This window comes from Vagococcus entomophilus, from assembly GCF_003987595.1.
GTDB lineage: Bacteria > Bacillota > Bacilli > Lactobacillales > Vagococcaceae > Vagococcus_E > Vagococcus_E entomophilus.
Window position 1 is genome coordinate 157750 of the sequence record NZ_NGJZ01000003.1, and the last position, 22393, is coordinate 180142.

At 38.5% G+C, this 22393-nt stretch carries 19 protein-coding genes; 2 read left to right on the forward strand and 17 right to left on the reverse strand.

The features are described from left to right. Positions 1 to 3: 3 nt before the first annotated feature. From CBF30_RS09725 to CBF30_RS09785, 13 genes are all read right to left on the reverse strand, one after another. Entirely contained in the window at positions 4 to 3009 is a 3006-nt protein-coding gene (locus CBF30_RS09725) for a vWA domain-containing protein (RefSeq protein ID WP_126825973.1), read from the reverse strand. A gap of 330 nt (positions 3010 to 3339) precedes the next feature. Then, positions 3340 to 4740: an ABC transporter ATP-binding protein gene (locus CBF30_RS09730; RefSeq protein WP_126825976.1), complete on the reverse strand. Its 1401-nt coding sequence runs from the start codon at positions 4738 to 4740 to the stop codon at positions 3340 to 3342. Further along, positions 4737 to 5444, reverse strand: coding sequence for an energy-coupling factor transporter transmembrane component T family protein (locus tag CBF30_RS09735; protein ID WP_126825980.1), 708 nt, complete (start codon positions 5442 to 5444; stop codon positions 4737 to 4739). The genes CBF30_RS09730 and CBF30_RS09735 overlap by 4 nt, the downstream gene beginning before the upstream one ends. Further along, positions 5441 to 6037: an MptD family putative ECF transporter S component gene (locus tag CBF30_RS09740; protein WP_126825983.1), complete on the reverse strand. Its 597-nt coding sequence runs from the start codon at positions 6035 to 6037 to the stop codon at positions 5441 to 5443. The genes CBF30_RS09735 and CBF30_RS09740 overlap by 4 nt, the downstream gene beginning before the upstream one ends. A gap of 134 nt (positions 6038 to 6171) precedes the next feature. After that, entirely contained in the window at positions 6172 to 7347 is a 1176-nt protein-coding gene (locus CBF30_RS09745; protein WP_126825986.1) for a metal-dependent hydrolase family protein, read from the reverse strand. After that, positions 7337 to 9001, reverse strand: coding sequence for an ammonium transporter (locus CBF30_RS09750; RefSeq protein ID WP_126825990.1), 1665 nt, complete (start codon positions 8999 to 9001; stop codon positions 7337 to 7339). The genes CBF30_RS09745 and CBF30_RS09750 overlap by 11 nt, the downstream gene beginning before the upstream one ends. A gap of 22 nt (positions 9002 to 9023) precedes the next feature. Beyond that, the gene (locus CBF30_RS09755) at positions 9024 to 9998 is read right to left on the reverse strand and encodes an ABC transporter ATP-binding protein (protein ID WP_126825993.1); all 975 of its coding nucleotides are present in this window, start codon (positions 9996 to 9998) and stop codon (positions 9024 to 9026) included. Beyond that, positions 9995 to 11059 carry an ABC transporter ATP-binding protein gene (locus CBF30_RS09760; RefSeq protein ID WP_126825998.1) on the reverse strand — a complete coding sequence of 355 codons (1065 nt, stop codon included), beginning with the start codon at positions 11057 to 11059 and terminating at the stop codon, positions 9995 to 9997. Before CBF30_RS09760 ends, CBF30_RS09755 begins: the two co-directional genes overlap by 4 nt. Before the next feature lie 70 nt (positions 11060 to 11129). Continuing rightward, complete coding sequence (locus tag CBF30_RS09765) at positions 11130 to 12752, reverse strand: ABC transporter substrate-binding protein (RefSeq protein ID WP_126826002.1); 1623 nt, start codon at positions 12750 to 12752, stop codon at positions 11130 to 11132. A gap of 18 nt (positions 12753 to 12770) precedes the next feature. Continuing rightward, entirely contained in the window at positions 12771 to 13703 is a 933-nt protein-coding gene (locus CBF30_RS09770; RefSeq protein ID WP_126826005.1) for an ABC transporter permease, read from the reverse strand. An 11-nt stretch (positions 13704 to 13714) separates the two neighbouring features. Further along, positions 13715 to 14662 carry an ABC transporter permease gene (locus CBF30_RS09775; protein WP_126826008.1) on the reverse strand — a complete coding sequence of 316 codons (948 nt, stop codon included), beginning with the start codon at positions 14660 to 14662 and terminating at the stop codon, positions 13715 to 13717. Between the two features lie 32 nt (positions 14663 to 14694). Then, positions 14695 to 15879, reverse strand: a complete 1185-nt coding sequence (locus tag CBF30_RS09780; protein ID WP_126826011.1) for a M20 metallopeptidase family protein — start codon at positions 15877 to 15879, stop codon at positions 14695 to 14697. After that, positions 15876 to 17096 carry a M20 metallopeptidase family protein gene (locus CBF30_RS09785; protein WP_126826014.1) on the reverse strand — a complete coding sequence of 407 codons (1221 nt, stop codon included), beginning with the start codon at positions 17094 to 17096 and terminating at the stop codon, positions 15876 to 15878. The genes CBF30_RS09780 and CBF30_RS09785 overlap by 4 nt, the downstream gene beginning before the upstream one ends. Positions 17097 to 17440: 344 nt before the next feature. Here CBF30_RS09785 and CBF30_RS09790 point away from each other — a divergent pair, with 344 nt between their 5' ends. Beyond that, positions 17441 to 18871, forward strand: coding sequence for a M20 family metallopeptidase (locus CBF30_RS09790; protein ID WP_126826017.1), 1431 nt, complete (start codon positions 17441 to 17443; stop codon positions 18869 to 18871). A gap of 93 nt (positions 18872 to 18964) precedes the next feature. Here CBF30_RS09790 and CBF30_RS09795 read toward each other — a convergent pair whose 3' ends face one another. The 4 genes from CBF30_RS09795 to infC form a co-directional block, all read right to left on the reverse strand. After that, positions 18965 to 19156: a hypothetical protein gene (locus CBF30_RS09795; protein WP_126826020.1), complete on the reverse strand. Its 192-nt coding sequence runs from the start codon at positions 19154 to 19156 to the stop codon at positions 18965 to 18967. 56 nt (positions 19157 to 19212) lie between these two features. Next, positions 19213 to 19572 (reverse strand): 50S ribosomal protein L20, encoded by a 360-nt coding sequence (rplT, locus tag CBF30_RS09800; protein ID WP_126826022.1) that lies wholly within the window; start codon positions 19570 to 19572, stop codon positions 19213 to 19215. Positions 19573 to 19637: 65 nt separating this feature from the next. Further along, complete coding sequence (gene rpmI, locus CBF30_RS09805) at positions 19638 to 19838, reverse strand: 50S ribosomal protein L35 (protein WP_126826025.1); 201 nt, start codon at positions 19836 to 19838, stop codon at positions 19638 to 19640. A gap of 29 nt (positions 19839 to 19867) precedes the next feature. After that, positions 19868 to 20389, reverse strand: coding sequence for a translation initiation factor IF-3 (gene infC, locus CBF30_RS09810; RefSeq protein WP_126826027.1), 522 nt, complete (start codon positions 20387 to 20389; stop codon positions 19868 to 19870). Between the two features lie 375 nt (positions 20390 to 20764). On the opposite strand from infC, the gene CBF30_RS09815 reads away from it, so the two are divergent. Beyond that, positions 20765 to 22384, forward strand: a complete 1620-nt coding sequence (locus tag CBF30_RS09815) for a SulP family inorganic anion transporter (RefSeq protein ID WP_126826030.1) — start codon at positions 20765 to 20767, stop codon at positions 22382 to 22384. Positions 22385 to 22393: the final 9 nt, after the last annotated feature.

Below are 22393 nucleotides of genomic sequence, written 5' to 3' on the forward strand. Positions count from 1 at the left end.
CTTTCACTTTTTCGTTTTTTTCCATGCTACAGCAGGCACAACCATCATCATCACACCGACAATGAAATATACGGTTGGACCCATCCCCCCAGATTTGGGTAACGTGTACTTTTTCTGATTTTTTAAGGTCAATATTTGAGTGGTATTTTTTTCATCAATCGTAAATTCTGTTCCTTTAGCCAGTAGTGAATAGCCTTTAGGTGCCTTGGTTTCTTTCACTATATATTTCCCATAATTTAAACCTGAAAAGCTGATTTTTCCTGAATCATCTGTTGTTGCTACTAAAACTTTGCCATTTTTGTCTTTAGCAACAGCTCCGGACTCGTCATAAACAGTAAATTCTGCTCCGGACAATGGTTCATTTTGTTCATTCACTTTTAGAATGTTTAATGCGCCATACCGGTAGTTTGTAAATGTGAAATTTTGTTGAACTTGGTCTTGATTGATTGTCACGTTTTGCTCAATTGCTTCTTTTGCAAAATAACCATCTGGAAGCTTCGTTTCTTTCAACTTGTATGAGCCGTATGGAATATGAGTAAATGTTATTACCCCTTTAGTATCCGTTGTTGCGATTAACGCTTGTCCTTGCCTGTTTTTCACAACGTTTCCAGCACCATCAAGCAGCGTAAATTCTGCCCCTTGTAATGCTTTTCCAGCTTCATCTTGTTTCGTGATTGCTAACGTCCCGTATTTCAAATTTTGAATGGTATAGTTTACATCCGTCTGTGTATCAGTTAGTTCAAAGGTCTTCACTTTGTCACTATCTGATAAAAAATAGCCCTCTGGTGCTTTGGTCTCTAGAAGTTGATAACTTCCTCGTGTTAGCTTATTCCAAGAAAGAATACCACTACTAGAAGTTGTTTGTTCACTAACCGTTTGCCACGCATTATTGACTTTTTGTTGCAATACAAAAGTCGCTCCCGCTAGAGGTTCTTGCGTCATACCAACTTTTTTAAGAGTGACACTTCCTTGATAGGCTTTCACTTGTGGGATTGGAAAATCCTTTAACTCTGCCCCAGGTGTCGGCGTGAGCGTTGTGCGCCCATTTGTGTCGTACCACGTATTACTTTTAAAATCGGTTGTACTAGTGTCAAGTTTCACTTTGTATTTTACTTGAACCCATTCCCCATCACCGAGATCAAGTCCTGTAATGTTGACTTTATTGTCTTTGAGTGTAACTTCTACTCCTCCGGCAATCGATGGGTCTGAATAACTCACTTCTTTATCCGTTCCAACTAGTTGAATATTTTTACCCATCGGGTCTGAAACCGAACCATTTTGAATCGTTTTTTCCGAATAAAAAATCTTTTTCAAAATTTCTCCTAGTTTATCAACATCCTGAGCATCATAATAGTCCGATGATGAACTTGAAATTTTACTTAATAAGTTGGAAGTCTCCGCTTTTGTGACTCCTTGACTAGGAGCATCACCTAATTGAACACCAATACTACTTAGTGTCAGATTCGACATCGCAGCCTTCATAAGGTTTGCTTGAGAAATAGTTGCAGAGCCATGATTGGTTATTTGATTATTTCCTAACCAATAGGTTTGATTGTAATAATTTGTATTAGTTGGGTAATACAATGTATAGAAAGCTCCATATCCCAACTTTGTTGAAAAAGTAGTCATGTTCTCTGGAGAAGTTCCTACCGTTCCTTTATAACTAAAAGTTGGCGCCCCATCACTCAGCAAAATGACTTGCTTTCTGCTTGCAGTACTTTGTGCTACGATGCTTTGCGCTTTTTGTAAGGCCAATTGTGTAAATGTTCCGCCGTTACTTCCCTCATTACGGTCATCTGGAATATTTGGCGGTAATTTTTTAGAAATTGCACTCGTATCAGATGTAAGCCCATAATTGCTGTATTTATCAAATAATATACTGCCGTATGTCACAAGTGATACTTTTACTAACTGTCCATCGGTAGATTGCTTATTCGCTTGGTCTACTAAGCTTAAAAACGACTTGATGGCTTCATTGGCTTTTGCAACACGATTGGTTTGTTGCTCATTATATTTTGGTCCCATACTATTCGAGTTGTCTAAAACCAATACAACATCTGTTCGATCAGACATCGGAATAGATTTCCCTTGGATCTTCAATGTAATCGTGTATTCATTATCTGGTTGCCCCGCTTCTTTGGAGACAGATTTTGATACATACCCTTCATCATACTCTACAGGTTGTGGGGTACGATTTTGATAATCACCATTTGTCACAAAAGGCATTGAGCCAACCGACTTGTTCTCACCATCATAAGTATTGCTGATGGCTGCTGATTTAGTTGCAGCGCGAGGCGTTGCCGTAATAGCCGTTTTGAATCGATTGTTTAAGCCAGACTGCGTATCTGAATCAATCCCTGTATCCTTTACAGTTTCTCGTTCAATGGTTTGTTTTGTTGAAGTGGTTTCTTGATTCTGTGCTTTATTTGTACTAGGAGTACTCGTTGTGCTTTGTGTGATACTTGATTGAGTGGTCTCTTCTTGTGATTCAGCTGTACTTTGCTTCGTATCATTCGTAAACGTGACTTCTTTCGTAATCTGATTGCTGCCTTGCTGAAAGTCTAATCGCGTCACTGAATTTGTTAAAACCTGTCCAGCTTGAACCTTGATTTTTAGGTAAGCATCTGAGGAGTCCTCAGTGAACGTCACATGTACGGTGTTATCTTTCACCGCATAGGTTCCCACTTTCTTCCCACCATTTGCTTGATCATAAATTCCAAAATCCTGATTTTCGATGATTGCAAGCGTATTAGGCACTACAATATCTGTTTCATTGGCCTGACCACTTTGTCGTTCTAGTTGAAAGCCCAAATGAATAGTTTCGTAGATACCTACTGAGTCCACTGTTTCCTCACGTCCATTTTGTATATCTAGCTTTTTGATTACTGGTACATTCTCATCTACTGCACTACGTTCCTCAGTTGCATATACAAGTGTACCTGGTAATATAATTTGTATCATTAGCACAAGCACTGAAAATAAAGCTAACTTCATTTTCTTATTTTTCATTATTTACTCCTTTCTTTTTATTTTCACTTGATGCCTCATTGATATTCCCAGTTACTGATTCTACAAAAGAAGTAAGCAAACAACCAACTCTTTTTTTGCATATCCTTATGACAAAATTGAATATAGATCTTTTAATGAACAAAATCGTTGTATAAAAATACACTACATTTGTTGGTCTATTTTCTTTTCTTTTTTTTAAAAAATATTACTACATTCTTATTTATAGGGTTTTCAAATAAGAAATCACTGTAATCTATCTTATGATATTTTTCAAAACAAAAAAATCTCATTCGCTCGAATGAAATTTTTTTCATATATATACATGGGAAATTAAGGCAAAAAAATTTTTTGATGCGCAATTTTTGATAAAAACTCTTCGTCGTGACTAATCACTATAACAAACAAGCCTTTTTTATTTAGGCGCAAAAGAATTTCAACAACTCGCCTCATATTCACTAAATCAAGTCCGCTTGTCGGTTCATCTAGGAGTAAAACTTTTTTTCCTGACAAAATAGCCGAAGCAATCGCAACTCGCTGCTTTTCTCCTCCCGAGAGCGATTGAGGATGTCTCGTTAACAACTGTTTCAAGCTCAGGCTATCAACTATCTCATCAAATAAATCTATTTCTGTAGAACGTAACGTCAATTCCTTTTGAACTGTTTCGCAAAATAATTGATACTGTGTATCTTGCATCACTAAAAAACTTTGTTGAATCAATTCTTTAGCAGCTAATTTCCTACCATTCCATTTTATGCAACCAGCATTTGGTTTTCTAAGTCCCGCTATTAACTGAAATAAAGTAGACTTTCCACTTCCATTTTCTCCCATTACTGCATAGATACAAGCGTTGGTTAATTCTAGCTTTTTGTTCTGAAATACAGGATTTTTTTGTTTGGGATAAGAAAAAGTCACTGTCTCTAATACGAGCCTATCTGGTTGAGGCTCCTTTTCTTCATCTAATAGCTCTTCTTCTTTTCTCTGGCTCTTTTCAATCGAAAGTTGCCTCAATCCTCTCTTTTCTAATTCTTCTCCTGTTAGCTTGGCAAAGGATTGTACAGGAAAAATCGTTTCTATTTTTCCCTTTTCTACATATACAAAATAATCTGCACTCTCTTTTAAATAATGAAAACGGTGCTCCGCTAAAACAATAGTTTTCCCTTGCTCTTTTAACTTTATTATTAATTTTTCTAAGTGTAGAAGATGCTTGTGATCTAAATGGCTAGACGGCTCATCCAAAACATAGATATCTGGTTGCATCATATAAGCAGAAGCAAATGCCACCAATTGCTTTTCTCCACCTGATAAATCAAACATTTTTTTTTCAAGTAAATGTTTGATTTGGAACAATTCTACGGTTTCTCTTAGCCTTATCTCCATTATTTCTCTAGAAATCCCTTGGTTTTCACAGCCAAAAACCAATTCAGTTTTAACTGTATTAGTAAAAAATTGAGCTTTAGGATTTTGAAAAACAGAGCCCACTCTTTGAGAATAAGCATAAATTTCATCTTTTCCCATTTCTAAATCTAACACTCTCACGGACCCGACTCTACGACCAGGATACAGCTCTGGAATCAAGCCATTTAAGCAATGTAACAGAGTTGTTTTTCCACAGCCACTTCTGCCGCAAAATACAACACATCGACCTCTATCTATTGATAAATTAATATTGTGCAAACATGTTTTTGTTTCTTCCGTCCCATATCCATAAGAAAAATTCTCGAATTTTATCATAATCCAGCCCCTATTCCTCCTGCAAACCCAACTACTAAAACGCCTAATAGACTCACGATAAAATCAATATAAGAAAATTTAAGCTGTGTATACGACGTATGCTCTGAAGGGGTACTAATGCCCCTGGTTAGCGCTGCGGCAGATAACGTGGTGGTCGTATAGTTGGCATTGACAAGCAACGGAATCACAATAAATTCCATCGTTTGGAGTGGATGGTAAAGCAGCTCTCTTGTATTTACTGCAATTCCTCTAAATTTCATCGCATTTCTAATTTGCCTATAATCCGTTCGAATTGTTGGGAAAAATCGAAACAAGACAGTTAATGGAATCGTGATTTGGTACGGAACATTTAATTTTTTTAAGCCACAAATCCATTCATTGGCGCTAGTGGTAGAAAAAACTAATGACCCCGCCATCACACAAGGAAGCAGTTTTAACAGTGTCGTTACCCCCATCAAAATAATGACGCCTCCCCCCTTCTCTAATCTAAAAAAAGCGGACTCCAGTAAAAAAGAACTGACTGAGAAAATACCAAGATAGATAGTGGCTTTTTTCCATTTTGTTTGTACTATTAGTAAACCAAAAAAATAAAGAAAAATGAGGCTACTACTAAAAAGTGTAGTAGGGAGAAAAAAACTAACATTTGCCAGAATCAACCAAACTAACTTTGTTCTTGGATCTGCCGTATAAATTCGCTTTTTCATTCAGAAATTCCAGTTTTATAGAAGTGTTTTTCATACAATTTATACCCAATTACGCCTCCAATAATACCGCAGATACAGGTGGCAATCATTGAAAGAAAAAAACTCCCCGTATTAATCGGAGAAAAAATTCGTTCAACATATGCGGCATCTTTTCCTCTAGCAAGTAAGTTTTTGATGTATAGATTTTTCATAAACCATAAAGGCAAAATTGGACCAATCAAACCGTAAGCATAGACTACATAACTTGCAATTAGGTAATAACGCTTGCGATACTTTCCCATCTTCGCAATAATATCTGCTAAAAAGCCAAAAAAAACATTTGCTAAAAACGCTAAAAAGAAATGACCTGAAATCAGAAAAAAACCACCTATTAACACACTCATAATGGTAATAGCGCCAAATTTTTGCACACTTTGTGCTAGTAATAAATAGACAACTCCTGAAAATAATGCCACAATTGCTGGGGTAAAAATAGATGAAAAACCTGGTAATAAAATAAAGGAGACGAATGTTCCCACACTCATTGTTATAAAATAAATGGCTGTATAAACACCAATACGGATCAAATCTTGAATACTTAATTTTTTTGACATGCACTCACTCTTTCTCTTATTTTCTTCAGTATAACATGCTCCGAAATAAATGAGAATCTTTATCAATTATATTTTCAAGAATCCAGCAAAAAAAACGAAGTCTGCGTTCTACGCGCTAGACTTCGCTTTAATGATTAGACCAATCGGCCTTTTTTATACACTTTTTTCCTTCGTTGAAGTTCGGAAATATCTACAAGAGGATCCTTGTCTAAGACTAAAAAGTCTGCGTATTTCCCACGTTCAAGCGTACCAAACTCTGAGTCAATTTTAAGCATTTGTGCGCCAGTTAGCGTTGCTGCTTGGACGGCTTGTTTGGTACTCATCCCGCATCTCGTTAAAAGCTCTAACTCAAACGGTGTGTTGCGATAAAGATTATACGGAGTGCCCGCATCCGTTCCTAGCACAATTTTCACACCTGCTTTGATTGCTTTTTCTAAACTTACCATATGCGCTTCAACCATCCGCTTAGACTTTTCTACCATGTAACTTGGAATTCCTCTTGCTGTACCTTCTTTTACAATATAATAGGGTGCTACCAATGTTGGAGATAAATATGTTCCCCTTTCTACCATCATCTCAATGGCTTCCTCATCTAAAAATACTCCATGTTCAATGGAATCTACTCCAGCTAAAATTGAGTTTTTCACTCCTTGTAGCCCTTGCGCGTGCGCTGCAGTATTCCGATTTTTTTTGTGCGCTTCTCCAATTGCAGCCTTTAACTCCTCAACGGATAACTGAACATCATGTGGGGTTTCTCCAAAAGTCATGACACCACCTGTAGCCATCACTTTGATACACCCGACACCCTTTTTCAACAGCTGGCGGGTATGTTTAAGAACTTCAAAAGTTCCATCACTTTCCAACCCCATTTCGTATCCGTGACCTCCCGTCATCACAATGGGGGTTCCAGAAACCATACAATCTGGGCCAAAAATTTCTCCGCTATCAATCATTTTTTTTAGTTCAAGATCAATATCAAATGGGGCACCTACATCTCTAAAAAAAGTAACCCCAGTCTCTAATAATTCTTGTATGTTATCCAGTGCTTTTTTAGTCAAATAGGGAATGGTGAAATTTTTTGACAGCCCCAAAGGATCAGTTGGATCCATAACAACATGTGTATGGCAATTAATCAGACCTGGTAGAACAAACTTACCTGACAAATCAACCGCTTCCTGCGCTACTGGTGGTTTACCCACCCCACTATTTTTTATTTTTCCATTCTCTACTGTAAACCAACTATCTTCTTGGTAGTTGTCATAGTCAGGCTGATAAAGTTGCGCATGATAAAATAGTTTTTCACTCGTCATAAGGCTCCTCCCCTTTTCTTATTGAATCTTCATACTCAAGTGCTTGTTCGTCTTGTTGACCCGTACTTATACGAAAAACACTTGATACCTCAGAAACGAATACTTTTCCATCCCCAATGTGTCCCGTATATAACGCCTTACGAATCGCTTGCAACATCTTTTCCGTTGAGATTGTACTCACAATCGTCTCAAGTTTAATTTTAGGTAAAAAATTGGTTTCTACTTCCACTCCTCGGTAATAGGTTGGATTCCCTTTTTGTATCCCAAATCCTGTTACCATCGTGACATTTAGTCCCGTCACTCCAATGTCATTCAGCTCTTGAGTCAAACGTTCTAATTTATCTGGATTAGTCAAAATTTCAAACTTACGAATAGAATAAAGCGAAGAAGAAGGTCTGTCTTGATTCATTGACACCTTATGCTCACTAAGATTGCTATCATTTTCTTTCATTTCTGCTCTTATTTGTTGCTTACGCGGTAACTTTCCGTAATTAACTGCCGGTATCCCACTATAATTAGAGGCGATACTATACGCACTACCATCACTCCCGACCATTTCTTCTGTTGCTGAAAGTCTTAAACCCCAAACACTATCCACTATTTTTAAAACAAATATAAAAAAGAGCACAAGTGCTAGCGCAAGTAAGAATGTTCCAAGAAGCTGATTGAGCAACAAGTCAAGTCCCCCACCATAGAACAACCCCTTATGTGTATCAAATAAACCGATGAACAAAAAAGCTACTATTGCTCCAACTCCATGTACTACCGAAACCCCTAGCGGATCATCAATCTGCCAACGATGATCCAAACCATACAAAATGGCTACCAAACACCCTGTAGCAATCAGCCCCATCAATAGTGCTCCTAAAAGCGTTACTGAGCTACCCGTTATGGAAACGACGACAACGCCAATCAACGTACCATTTAATGTGATTGATATATCTGGTCTTTTGTAGCACCACTTTGTCAGCAAAAAAGTAAGCACCGTCGTCACAGATGGTATCACTAGCAGTTGTAACAAAAGCGCATTTATGCCTGAGCCATTTGAATTACTTTGATAGAAAAATACGGATAGCACACTCCATCCAAGCCAAGCAAAGGCTGTCCCAATAATTCCAAAATGCAGCATGCCACTCGGCAACGCTTGTGCGCGATTATTTTTATACTTTCCTAATCTAGGACCCACAATCAAACTAGAAACAAGGGCCCCCACACCTGGCAACAAATGTAAGAAAACACCGCCACCTTGTACTTGAAAACCCAATTTTGTTAACCAACCCGTGCTACTAAGCGTGTTTAAGAGAACTGGATAAGCAATCAGACCAATACAAAGACTAATAGCTACATACACTCTAAGTCGCGCCCGCTCTGCAATGGCTGTACATGCTATAACCGAACTAATCGTTACAAAACACGTTTGGACAATCAAAACACTAGTATGATTAGAGGACACAAATGGATTTCCTGGACTACTAACCAACCAAGAACCCCCAAATACAAAAGCTATGCCACTAATTGAAAAAACAAGCAACTTTTGAATCGCAACACTCGCTCGATTTTTTTCTGTTGTGTAGGCTAACTCCAAAAAAATCATCGCAATTAACAATATCATCGTACAAAAGATGACACCAATATTTATCCACAGACTCCCCATTTTTTCAGCCTCCTTTTATGCCTCAAACTAAGGTACTTGTTTGTTGTTTTTCTTTTAATTGTTGGTATTTTTTTTGATAGCCTAACACTTCCTCTTTATGGCAGAAAATAAAATGCTCTGGCACAATTTCATACAACCCAACATTGGGGTCATTTTTTTCGTACGTAAAGGCTGTTTCATCATAAGGAATCCGTGTACGCTCTCGCTCGTTTTCAGGATCAGGTTCAGGGATAGCGGAAAGTAACGACTCTGTATAAGGATGTAACGGATACTGATAAATATCATCTGACTTCGCTAACTCTAAAATTTTCCCCCGATTCATCACCCCAATACGATTGCTAATATATTTCACCATGGAGAGATCATGTGCAATAAACAAATAAGTCAAATTTTCTTCTTTCTTTAATTTTCTCAATAAGTTAACAATTTGTGCTTGAATCGACACATCCAAAGCTGAAATGGCTTCATCCGCTATGATAAATTTTGGTTTGAGTGCAATTGCTCGAGCAATTCCCACCCGCTGACATTGTCCACCGGAGAACTCTCTTGGATACCTGTTTGCAAAGCTTCGATTCAGTCCAACTTGCTCTAATAATTGATAGACAATTTGATCGCGCTCTTTTCGATTTTTTACCAATCCATGGACTTCTAGTGGTCCACCAATAATTTCTTTAACCGTCATCCGTGGATTTAAAGAAGCATATGGGTCCTGAAAAACCATTTGAATATTTCGCCGGAATTCTAAGTTGTCTTTACGACTTTTTTTAGTTTGAATGTCTTCTCCTAAAAAGATAATTTGACCATCTGTACTATTTTCTAACTTCATGAGCAATTTTCCAGTGGTAGATTTCCCACTTCCAGACTCTCCTACTAGTCCAAACGTTTCTCCTTCGTAGATATTGAAATTAATCGTATCGATGGCCTGGACTTCGTTTGCTTTCCCTTGATTATAGATTTTCCTCAAATTTTTCACCTGAATAATCGGATTTTTATTCATCGATTTTTCACTTCCTTTTTCAAAGATAGTTGGTCAAATCGAACCCCTCGTTCTATAATTTCTTTTGGAGGCGCAACTTTTGGTGCACGTGAATCAAGCAACCATGTCGCAGCGTAATGCGTATCTGAAATTTTGAACATTGGTGGTTCTTGTTCAAAATCAATTTCAAGCGCATACTGATTTCTAGAAGCAAAAGGATCCCCTTTTGGAAGGTTGGTTAGGTTTGGGGGAGCCCCAGGGATGGTATATAAATCTTGATTTCCAATTTCAAGTGTTGGCATTGATGCAAGCAGTCCCCAAGTATATGGGTGCTTAGGATTATAAAAAATTTCATCGGCTGTCCCAATCTCGACAATTTTACCAGCATACATAACCGCTACACGGTCAGCTATATTCGCTACTACCCCTAAATCATGTGTAATAAAAATAGTAGAAGTTTGAATGTCATTTTTTAGTTCTTTTAGCAGTTCGATGATTTGTGCTTGAATCGTTACATCTAAAGCTGTTGTCGGTTCATCTGCGATAAGTACTTTAGGATTACACGCAACTGCAATTGCAATCATCACCCGTTGACGCATTCCACCAGAAAATTGATGCGGATATTGTTTAAATCGTTCTTCTGAATTGACAATTCCAACTTTTTCCATGAGTGAAATGGCCTTCTTTTTAGCTTGATGCTTATCCAATCCTTGGTGCTCTTCTAGTGGTTCTGCGATTTGCTTTCCGACTGTCAACGTTGGATTAAGGGAAGTCATCGGGTCTTGAAAAATCATCGCAATATCTTTCCCACGAATCTTATTCATTTCATGCTCTGTCAACTGTAATAAGTCTTGGTCATTGAATTCAATTATTCCTTTTTTTATTTCTGTATGCTTTTTTGGAAGTAACTGCGTGATAGCCTTCGTTGAAACACTTTTTCCCGACCCTGATTCTCCAACTAATGCAAGGGTTTCCCCTTCTTTTAAATCAAAATCCACCCCACGAACAGCATGCACCGTGCCCTCAGCGGTATGAAAGGAAATGGTTAGATCTTTGACGGTTAAAATGGCCTTATCTGACATCCTTTTCCCCACTTTCTAAATTTTTTAAAAACAGATTCGGACAAACAGATGCCCGAATCTTCTTTTTTCTCTATTTTTTCGTCCAATCTTGGATATCTGAGAAACTACCCACCCAGAATTTTTTGATTCCTCCATTTAGATTTTTATTTTGAACTTTGTATTGATAATCCGCATATAAACCGACTGCAAATGCATTATCTTTTTGATATTCTTGGATTTCATCATAAACAGCTTTTCTTTCTGTTTGACTCGTCAAGCTTTTGCCTTTTTCTATTAATGCTTCAAGCGTTTCATCATTAACACGACTTAAATTTGTTGTACCAGCTTTAGACCAATACGCTGTTTGATCCGGATCAGAGTTGAGGGCCAGACCAATTAATCCTAGTTGATAGCTGCCTTTTTTGACATTGGCTAGTGCTGTCACAAAATCATATGAGACTTGTTTAACCTTGAAGCCTGCTTCTTCTAGATTTTGTTCGATCAAGCTTGCTGATTGCTCTCGCGCTTTGTTTCCGCTTGGGACAGTGATTTCAATTTCTTGATTTGTGTCAAAACCAGACTGTTTTAGCAATTCTTTTGCTTTCTTCACATTATGCGGAATTGCTTTTAGACTTTTATCATAATAAGCACTAGCAGTAGTAAAGGTTGTAGGTAAAACTTCGGCATTGCCTTTAAACAATTGTTTAACAATCGCTTCTCTGTCAATTGCATACGTCATCGCCAAGCGAACGTCTTTATTGAATTTATCGTTATTAATAAACATAAATTGTGTAGCAAAGCCTGGATATTCTTTAAAGGTTAGATTACTATCCTTTTTAAGCGTATCTACTTCCGAAACTGGAATCACTCCAATTCCACCACCTGCGGCCATATCGACACCACCAGATTGTAGCTCCGTTACAAGATTTGTACCAGTTAGTATCTTGACATACATATTTTCTATTTTCGCTTTTCCTTTGTAGTAGTTACTGTTAGCTTTCAACTGGACATAAGATTCCTTTTCATATTTCACAAAGCTATATGCGCCCCCAGAAACCGTTGGATTAGTGGCAAAAGCCGAACTACTTAGAGTAGCCGCATCATATTTTTCTACAACATGTTTAGGCACAATCCACACATTAAATCCAATCATTTCTTTAATATAATTAGGATCAACTGGAACTTTGGTCTTAAGCGTCAAGGTCTGATCATCCACCACATTGACCCCTGAAATAGAGCTACCAGAAGTAATTTTCCCTGATTCATTGACCCCGTCTAGCGAAGAAATATTTACGCCAAAAGATGTTTCGACTTTAGGATTGGCAATAAGGTTGAGCGTATAAGCAACATCATTAGCAGTAATTGCTTGCCCATCTGACCATTTTGCTCCTTTACGTAATGTGACAGTAAATGTTTGATTATCGGTAGTATCAAAGCTCGTTGCTAGATTCCCTTCAAATTTCAATGATTCAGGCTGATCCATCAACGTTGGGTACATCAAACGTAACAACCACTGAGCAGCTGTATCGGTTGCATTGACTGGATTAAAGCCTCCTGGGGCATTGGTCAACCCCACGTATAATGTATCTTTTTTACTTGACGTAGCAGACGAGCTACTAGATGAAGATGTTGAATTGCCTCCACAACCAGTTAATATCAAAACGATACCCATTAAAACTCCTATAAAAAGCCCCCATTTTTTTTGTCCCTTCATCTTGTTTCCCCCATTCAATTATTTACTTTCTCCTTCAATGGCTCTTCTTAAACCATCTCCAAAAAAGTTTACAGACAAGACTGCGATTAAAATACATATTCCAGCTGGTAACCAACGCCAATATTGTGAAGCAAGGACGGTTAAAGATTGCGCATTTGACATCATGTTCCCCCAGCTAGCGGTTGGAGGTTGCACTCCGACACCTAAAAAACTCAAAGAGGCTTCCGTGATGATTGAGCTCGCAATTCCAAAAGTCATATTGACTAATATCAAAGACAAGACATTAGGGAAAATATGTTTAAATACGATTTGAAGCGTGCTATACCCAGAAGCAATAGCTGCTTGGACATAGTCTGCATGTTTAAGTTTCATCACTTCTCCACGAACCAAGCGACACAACATTGGCCAACCGAGCAAGCCAATGACCAGTGTTACGGTCCAAATACTTGGGCCAATTAGACTGACAATAACTAAGATGACCATAAAGTATGGAAAAGACATAAAAACCTCTGTCAAACGCATAATTACCGCATCCCAGAATCCACCTAAAAAGCCACTGAGTAAACCAAGCGTTGTGCCTATAATTCCATAAATCACAACGGAAAGAATCCCTACTATCAACGAAACTCGCGCACCATATATCAAGCGACTCAACACATCACGACCCACCTCATCTGTTCCTAACCAAAATTTACTTGATGGTGCTTGTTCAAAGTACCCCATCGTTTTATTTGGATTATAAGGAGCCAAAAGAGGGGAAAAAATTGCGACTAAAATCAAAACGAGCAAACAAATCAACGCTATTAATGCAAGTTTATCTTTTAAGAATCGTTTCACTATGGTCTTTAAAAAACCATCTTCATTTGGGACAATCCCTTGATTTTGACTAATTCGTTCCATTTCTTCTATTTTTTTTGGTGAAACTGGGACAAATTTTGTTGCAGCTTCCATATACACCCTCCTCAATATCGAATTCTTGGATCAGCTACCGCATATAGAACATCAGCGATGAGATTAAATGCCAATACCGCAATGGCCGCTAACAAATTAATGGCCATCAACACCGGGTAATCTCTAGAATTAATGGCTGAAATGGTTAATTGACCAATTCCTGGCCATTGAAAGATTTGTTCTGTAACAATTGCTCCACCAAGCATTTTGGGGATATCTGAGCTGATAACTGTAATCATCGGAACAAGTGCATTTTTAAGTCCATGCCTTGTTAAAATCAAGGATGGTTTCAAACCTTTAGCAGTAGCTGTTCGCATATAATTTTCTTCAAAAATACCAATCATACTAGCCCGAACATAGCGGATCATATTCGAACAATAAAAGGCTGACAGGACCAAAACAGGCATGACAAGATGAGACAAGCGATCCCCAAAGCCATCAGCACCACCAAGCGTACTCATGCCACCGGTTGGCAACCATTTTAACTCTAATGCAAAAATATAAATCAAGCCTAATCCAAAAAAGAAGTTGGGGATGGAAATTCCTAGAAATGAAATCCCGGTTATCCCATTGTCTACCAAAGTATTTTGTTTTTTAGCAGAGAGAATCCCTAGTGGAATGGCGATTAAATAAGATACGATTAACGTCGCAAGCATCAACTGAACCGTCGCCCAAATTTTAGAAGGCAAAATACTTAAAACAGGAACACGCGATGAAAATGAAATCCCTAGGTTTCCTTGTAACAAATTCCCTAGCCACTTGATGTATTGAACGGGAACAGATTGATTTAAGCCTAAGTTTTCTTTCATTTGTGCGACTTGCTGTGCGGTAGCATTTTCTGATAAATACAAATCAGTTGGGTTACCTGGCGCTAAATTCACAATCCCAAAACAAAAGATGGTAACCATCAACAAAACTGGAATCGTGATTAAAATTCGTTTGACAATATACTTTAACATCGCAACTCCTCCACAAACTTATTTCTGTTTTTCTAAAGCAAATACTTAGCAACTAAAGCCAAGAACGCTTCCCCAGACTGGTACAAACATTGTTCATCCAGCTTAAACATTGGATGATGGTGTGGATAATTTGCTTTTATTGCCTCATTCTCACCGCCTACGTAGAAAAATGCTCCTGGTTTTTCTTTTAGGTAATAGGCAAAATCTTCTCCACCTAAGCCAACGGGAATTTCTACAACATTTTCTTTACCAAAATAGTCATGTAAAACTCCAACCAATAAATCTACTTCTTCAGGGGTATTGATAATAGAAGGGTAACCATCGATAAAGTCAATTGCAACTTCGCCTTCTTGACCTTCTGCCGTTATTTCTGAATAACGATACAATTGCTTTTTCATAAATTTTCGGACAGAATCATTTAATGTCCGAATCGTTCCGTAAATATCTGCTCGATCTGCAATCACATTCGCTGCTTCTCCCCCAGCATCTACACTGGCAAACGTCAGCACAGCTGGTTGAACAGGATCAACTTTTCGGCTGACAATTGTTTGTAAATTGGTGATAATTTGGCTTGCGATAATAATGGCATCATGCGTTTGATGAGGGCGTGCTGCATGTCCGCCTTTTCCTTGTATATGAATAACAAAACTATCTGAACCAGCCGATCCATAGTTGACACAATACCCGACCTTACCTGCTGGCAATCCAGATGAAACATGGATGCCAAACACATAATCTACACCATCGAGTGCACCAGCTTCGACCATGCTTTTTGCGCCTCCTGGAACGACCTCTTCTGCATTTTGGTGAAGCAATACAACAGATCCCTTTAACTGAGAGCGAAACTGTTGGAGTACCTTTGCCACACTAAGCAAGGCTGCGGTATGAACATCATGTCCACACGCATGCATCACACCAGTGTTCTTTGATGCAAACGAAACATCTGCTTCCTCCGTAATTTTGAGTGCATCAAAGTCCGCTCTTAAAGCAATCGTTGGCCCTGGATATTCTCCGTGAATCGTTGCTACTAGCCCGTATCCATTGCCTACATTAGTACGAATATCCTCAATTCCATAAGATTGTAATTGATTGCGTATAAAAGCTGAGGTTTCCTTTTCTTCAAATGAAAGTTCTGGATGTTCGTGTAAATAGCGTCTGTTAGATAGTGTTTCTTCTCTATTTTCTTCTAATGTTTTAATCCACTCTTGTAAACTCATTTTTTCCCCCTCGCTTCCAGCTCGATTTTTTCATCGGTCAGATGGTGCACAATAATCAGCGAAAATGCTTTCGCCCCAACAAGCATAGAACGCTCATCTACTGAGAATTTACTATGATGATGCGGGTAGTTAACTGTTTGTTCTGGGATTCCAGCTGGAACAAAAAAGAATGTACCTGGTTTTGCCTTTAAATAATAAGCGAAATCTTCTCCCCCCATCGCTGGCGCTACCTCCTCTGCCGCTTTTTCTCCGTACTGTGCTTCATACAACTTCGCTACTAATTCGGTATTTTTAGGATGGTTGTAGACTGCTGGATAACCTCTGTGATACTGAACTTCTCCCGAAGCACCATATGCTTCACAAATTAAGCGTGTCATCTCTTTCATTCTTTGCTCAATCATTGCTTGAATCTCATGATTGAAAGTTCGAACAGTGCCTTTTAAAGTTGCAGTATCAGCAATCACGTTTTTCACCTTACTGCCCGACTGAAAAACCGCAATGGTTAAAACACCAGATTTGGCTGGATCTTTTTCTCTTGAAATAAGGGTTTGTAATTGCTGAATCAAAAAAGCAGCGATAACGGTTGGATCAACACTTGTATGTGGGGAAGCTCCATGTCCACCCTTTCCTTGAATTTTGATTTCAAAGATATCACTCGCGGCCATTGCAAAGCCCGGACAATATCCGATTTTGCCGTTATATTTTTGGTTGCCACGAACATGCAAGCCATAAATTTCATCTACTTCATCCAGAACACCGGAAGCCACAATTTCTTTTGCGCCTCCAGGAGGAAGCTCTTCAGCAGGTTGGAAAATAAATAAAATTTTCCCTTTCAGTCCAGATTTTTTTTTGATTGCAAGTTTTGCAACACCTAGCAAGGTTGCAGTATGGGCATCATGACCACATGCATGCATTACTCCTGGGATTTTTGATGAAAAATCAAATTCAGTCTCTTCTTGTATTGGAAGTGCATCAAAATCTGCTCTAAATCCTAATGTCTTACCCGATTTCCCGGTATCCAGTGTCGCGATAATTCCTCCACTCCCAACATTTTCCTGAATGTCTTGATAGCCATACTCTTTCAACTTTTCCAAGATAAAAGCTCGGGTTTTCGTTTCTTGAAAGGATAATTCTGGATACTGATGCAAATAACGACGATTTTCTATCATTTCTGCATAATTTTCTTCTAAAAAATATTCCCATTCCTCATAACTCATACTTTTCCTCCCTATTGTGATACGAATAAAAGCAGCTACTTTTCATGTTATAACTTATGACACATTATATGGATACACTTCTTATTTGTCAATCCATTTTCTGAGTTTTCTGAAAATTTATTTTTTTACATAACAATTCAGTTTTGTACAATTCCCTTTATATAAGGAATCGAATAGGTAATCCCCGTTGTTACTTCTTTCTTTTTAATAACAAAGAGAAAATTAAATTTTTATTTATTCAAAAATAAACATTTTTTTAGAAAAAACACTCTTGACACGTAATGTTTTATGACATATCATTCAGCTATATTATTAGAAAATTCTAACGAAAGAGGAACCTAGCTATGAACAAAACAGAGATTATGGACATTATCGAAAGTAAAAAAGAAAAATTAGCTACTGCGGCGGACAATATTTGGGAAACTCCTGAACTACGTTTTGCAACAAAAAAATCAGTTCAAGAACATTATAAAGTATTGGAAGAGGAAGATTTTGTCATCCAAAAAGGCGTTGCCGGTATGAAACACGCCTATATCGCAACTTTTGGTAGTGGCAAACCCATCATAGGGATCTTAGGAGAATATGATGCTTTGTCAAATCTCAGCCAAATCGCTGATTTAGCCGAGGAAAAAGCTTTAAAGAAAGGCGCAAACGGTCATGGATGTGGCCATAATCTTTTAGGAATTGGTTCAGTTGCAGGGGCTATTGGCGTAAAAGAATACCTGAAGCAAACCGGTCATAGTGGTACCATTAAACTTTTTGGTTGCCCTGCTGAAGAAGGAGGCTGCGGGAAATCCTATATGGCTCGAGAAGGCGTGTTTGATGATTTGGACCTAGCATTAAGTTGGCATCCAGGCGATCAAACCAAAGCATGGGGCAACACAAACTTAGCTGTTTACCATGTTTACTATAACTTCCACGGAAAAGCTGCACATGCAGCGGGTTCTCCAGAGCTCGGACGTAGCGCACTTGATGCTGCCGAGTTGATGAATATTGGAGTTCAATACTTACGTGAACATATCATGCAAGAAGCGCGTATCCATTATGCCTACAAAGATGCAGGCGGCACGTCCCCAAACGTTGTCCAGTCCAGCACTTCACTTTTCTATTACGTGCGTGCGCCTAAAATGGAGCAAGCAACTGAAATTTTTGAGCGCGTCAACAAAATTGCACAAGGAGCTGCTCTTATGACCGAAACAGAGCTAGAAATCAAGCTAGATTCTGCTTGTTTGGACTATATCCCCAATCAAACTTTTACTACCTTGATGCACAAAAACTTGGAGTTACTTACGCCACTTGAGTTTTCCCCAGAAGAGATCCACTATGAACAAAACTATTTTGACACTGTTCCTGAAAACGTAAAACGAACGCTTTTGCAACAAGCGCTTGCTGAATTTCCGGAAAAATCAATAGATGAAATTAAAAACATCGCCTCTATGCCAATCAATAGTGAACTGTACCCGCTAAAATTCACTCCAGAAGCTATTGGTTCAACAGATGTTGGCGACGTTAGTTGGGTCGTTCCAACTGCCCAAGTCCACATCGCATGCGAGCCTCATGGTACTTCTGCTCACAGTTGGCAATGGGTCGCAAATGGTAAATCTTCCGTCGCCCACAAGGGTATCTTAACTGCCGGAAAAGCCCTTGCTTTGACAGCAATAGATGCTTTTGAACAACCCGAATATTTACAAAAAGCCAAAGAAGAGCATCTAGCGACACTTGGCGGAAAGACCTATCAATGCGGAATCCCTTCTACGATTCAACCAGAGGAATAGGCTTAAAAATCAAAAAAACTGAGGAGTTTTTCCTCAGTTTTTTCTTTGAATTGCTATAACCAACTTCATTACCTGGTCATCCACCGGAAGAACCTACTCCACAAAATCTTGACGAAAAATAAAACTGCTACGCATTTCAAAAACTGCATTTAACTTCGAACGATTTACTTCTAGTTCAGCAGCTTCTACATATAAATTTTGACTTTTTAGAATTTTCCTCATAAAAAAAGCAAAATCACACCACACTTCCACTTGGTGATGGAACAAAATCACGATCTGAGACAAAAAAATCCCCACTCATTTGAGTGGGGATTCATACTTCTATATCAGTATTATTAAGACTATTTATTTAGTGCTGTTTTAGCTTGGTCAGCTAATGCAGTAAATGCAGTAGCATCGTTAACTGCTAAATCAGCTAACATTTTACGGTTCATGTCGATTTCAGCCAATTTCAAACCGTGCATTAATTTTGAGTAGCTTAAGCCATTCATACGAGCTGCAGCGTTGATACGTGCAATCCATAATTTACGGAAATCACGTTTCTTTTGACGACGATCTCTGTATGCATAGCTGTATGATTTCATTACTTGTTCTTTTGCTGTTCTGTATAATGTATGTTTAGAACCGTAATAACCTTTCGCTAATTTAAGCACCTTTTTACGACGCTTGCGGGTTACTGTTCCACCTTTAACACGTGCCATGATAAAATTCCTCCTTGAGTTCTACTTACATTTCTCTATTTTTCTGTTACTTTTTTTAAATCTACTTATTTCATGCGAGCAAGTTGTTGACGGATACGTTTGTAATCGCCACTTGAAACCATGCTTGCTTTACGTAATTGACGACGTTGTTTTTTCGTTTTTCCGTGGAAACGGTGGCTTGTAAAAGCACGGAATCTTTTCAATCCGCCTTTACCCGTACGTTTGAAACGTTTTGCTGAACCACGGTGTGTTTTTTGTTTTGGCATGTCAAATTTCCTCCTCAAAATCTAAGTGCTTATTTTTCATTTTTTGGCGCAAGTACTAAAAACATACTTCTACCATCCATTTTCGCTTTTTGTTCTACAGTGGCAATATCCGCTGTTTCTTCAGCTAAGCGAACTAGAACTTTCTGACCAATCTCTTTATGGGTAATGGCACGGCCCTTGAATCTGATTGACGCTTTTACTTTGTCGCCTTTTTCCAAGAATTTTCGTGCATTACGCAATTTTGTATTGAAGTCGTTTACGTCGATTGTTGGACTTAATCGAACTTCTTTTACATTGATTACTTTTTGTTTTTTACGAGCTTCGCGTTCTTTCTTTTGTTGCTCAAAACGAAACTTACCGTAGTCCATGATTCGTGCTACTGGTGGTTTTGCAGTTGGGGCCACTAGTACTAAGTCTAGGTTTGCTTCTTCTGCAATCTTTAAAGCTTCTACTTTTGTGCGAACGCCTAATTGTTCTCCATCCGCTGCAATCAAACGTAACTCACGTGCACGAATACCGTCGTTCACCATCATATCCTTTGCTATGGTCATTCACCTCCAAGTTTTTTCAGAGAAAAATGCAGAAAAAAACGAGGTCTTTTTCAAGATCCCGCTACCGATTACAGCTATATGCACAGAACTTCTGTACAAACTATATTCTATCTAGCCCAGTGACTTTCGTCTACGTAAGGCGAGAAGCGGGTGCTTCTGCTTAATTCTCAACTTTCTCATTATAACACGTACTATTCCTTTGTCAAGTCTTCCTTTTTAAAATTCAGTAGATTGTGAAAATAATCAAGATCAAACAAAAAAAACTGTCAAAAGCTACGTATCATCTGTAATTTTTGAATTTTTTAATTGTGAAATCTTATTTAAAGATCTTCTTTTTTATGCTATTCTAAAAATGAATGAAAAAGGAGGATGAAAATGTTTTTGAAATTTACAAAATTATTATCTGAAGAATTTTCAGGATACTCTCGTCAAAAGTTCTTCAAAGACTTAATGGCCGGACTAACTGTAGCTGCTGTTGCTCTCCCACTGGCACTTGCTTTTGGTGTATCTAGCGGGGCCACTGCAGGAGCTGGACTGATTACAGCAATCATCGCTGGTCTTATAATCGGAACCTTATCTGGAGGCTTCTATCAAATTTCTGGTCCAACAGGTGCGATGTCTGCAATTTTAATTTCCTTAATTGCGAAATACCACATGGATGGCGTGTTCTTAGCGACATTAATGGCAGGTATTTTTTTACTAATTGCCGGAATATTTAAGTTAGGAACACTAACTAATATGATTCCCTCATCTGTTATTACCGGTTTCACTTCTGGAATCGCTATCATTATTGCTTTAGGCCAAGTTAACAATTTATTTGGGGTCCACTCAGAAGGAGACTCCGCACTAGCTAAATTATGGAGTTACACAAAATTAGGTTTCCATCCTGATTTTCCAACATTAATCATTGGAATTTGTGTCATATTGTTTATTGTGTTCTTTCCCAAAAAATGGAACGCAATCATCCCTTCATCACTACTGGCCATTATCCTAGCGACTGCTGCAGTGATGTTTTTTCATATTCATGTTCCAGAAGTTGGCAAAATTCCGACATCACTCATCCCAAGCGAGCATTTGCGTGTCCAAAACATCAAGCCAGGTTTGATGAAAGAATTGATTGCACCTGCACTTAGCATTGCCGTGCTTGGCATGATCGAAAGCTTGCTTTGCGGTGCCTCAGCAAGTCGTATGACTGGGAAAAATTTAGACAGCAACCAAGAACTTGTCGCTCAGGGTGTTGGGAATATGCTCCTGCCATTCTTTGGGGGGATTCCTGCAACAGCTGCTATCGCCAGAACAAGCGTCGCAATCAAATCAGGGGCTCAAACGAGAATTGCTGGAATCATTCATGCAGTAACCTTGATGCTTTCCATGTTTATTTTGACACCTGTCATGATGCATATTCCACTAAGCGCTTTAGCGGGAGTTTTAATTGTCACCGCATGGCGTATGAATGAATGGGAGTCGATTCACTATCTCTTTTCTCACCGCTTAACTAGTGGAATCGTCAAATTCTTAGTCACAATGGTCGCCACAGTTGCACTTGACCTAAGTATGGCTATTTTACTAGGTGTAATCGTTGGACTTGTGTTTTTCATTGGAAAAAGTGCTACAATTGAAGTAAATACTGAATCTGTAGATCCAACACGAATGGGCAAGGAAGCACATCCTTCTGCCGAAAATTGGACAGTTGTCTATCTCACGGGCCCATTATTTTTTGTCAATTCCGAAAAAGTACATAGCGCACTAAGCAATTTGCCAAAAGAAGAGTCCATCATTTTTTCTCTAAGAGGCGTGCCTAATATCGATGTGACCGCTGCAAAAATGCTACTAGAATTTTACGAAGAACATACAACAGCTAACCGACAAGTAATTTTTGCGTCGATGAACTTAGGGGTTAGAAAAAGCTTAGAAAAAGCCGGCCTTAAAGAAACGGAACAACAGCCCCTATTTTTTGATTCAGTTAATCTATTTCTCGAAAAACTTTTTCAGTAACATAGCTAA

Excerpts from the sequence above, each read along its gene's own strand:
- CBF30_RS09725 (WP_126825973.1), bottom strand. The coding sequence starts at position 3,009 with ATGAAAAATAAGAAAATGAAGTTAGCTTTATTTTCAGTGCTTGTGCTA.
- CBF30_RS09730 (WP_126825976.1), bottom strand. The coding sequence starts at position 4,740 with ATGATAAAATTCGAGAATTTTTCTTATGGATATGGGACGGAAGAAACA.
- CBF30_RS09735 (WP_126825980.1), bottom strand. The coding sequence starts at position 5,444 with ATGAAAAAGCGAATTTATACGGCAGATCCAAGAACAAAGTTAGTTTGG.
- CBF30_RS09740 (WP_126825983.1), bottom strand. The coding sequence starts at position 6,037 with ATGTCAAAAAAATTAAGTATTCAAGATTTGATCCGTATTGGTGTTTAT.
- CBF30_RS09745 (WP_126825986.1), bottom strand. The coding sequence starts at position 7,347 with ATGACGAGTGAAAAACTATTTTATCATGCGCAACTTTATCAGCCTGAC.
- CBF30_RS09750 (WP_126825990.1), bottom strand. The coding sequence starts at position 9,001 with ATGGGGAGTCTGTGGATAAATATTGGTGTCATCTTTTGTACGATGATA.
- CBF30_RS09755 (WP_126825993.1), bottom strand. The coding sequence starts at position 9,998 with ATGAATAAAAATCCGATTATTCAGGTGAAAAATTTGAGGAAAATCTAT.
- CBF30_RS09760 (WP_126825998.1), bottom strand. The coding sequence starts at position 11,059 with ATGTCAGATAAGGCCATTTTAACCGTCAAAGATCTAACCATTTCCTTT.
- CBF30_RS09765 (WP_126826002.1), bottom strand. The coding sequence starts at position 12,752 with ATGAAGGGACAAAAAAAATGGGGGCTTTTTATAGGAGTTTTAATGGGT.
- CBF30_RS09770 (WP_126826005.1), bottom strand. The coding sequence starts at position 13,703 with ATGGAAGCTGCAACAAAATTTGTCCCAGTTTCACCAAAAAAAATAGAA.
- CBF30_RS09775 (WP_126826008.1), bottom strand. The coding sequence starts at position 14,662 with ATGTTAAAGTATATTGTCAAACGAATTTTAATCACGATTCCAGTTTTG.
- CBF30_RS09780 (WP_126826011.1), bottom strand. The coding sequence starts at position 15,879 with ATGAGTTTACAAGAGTGGATTAAAACATTAGAAGAAAATAGAGAAGAA.
- CBF30_RS09785 (WP_126826014.1), bottom strand. The coding sequence starts at position 17,096 with ATGAGTTATGAGGAATGGGAATATTTTTTAGAAGAAAATTATGCAGAA.
- CBF30_RS09790 (WP_126826017.1), top strand. The coding sequence starts at position 17,441 with ATGAACAAAACAGAGATTATGGACATTATCGAAAGTAAAAAAGAAAAA.
- rplT (WP_126826022.1), bottom strand. The coding sequence starts at position 19,572 with ATGGCACGTGTTAAAGGTGGAACAGTAACCCGCAAGCGTCGTAAAAAG.
- rpmI (WP_126826025.1), bottom strand. The coding sequence starts at position 19,838 with ATGCCAAAACAAAAAACACACCGTGGTTCAGCAAAACGTTTCAAACGT.
- infC (WP_126826027.1), bottom strand. The coding sequence starts at position 20,389 with ATGACCATAGCAAAGGATATGATGGTGAACGACGGTATTCGTGCACGT.
- CBF30_RS09815 (WP_126826030.1), top strand. The coding sequence starts at position 20,765 with ATGTTTTTGAAATTTACAAAATTATTATCTGAAGAATTTTCAGGATAC.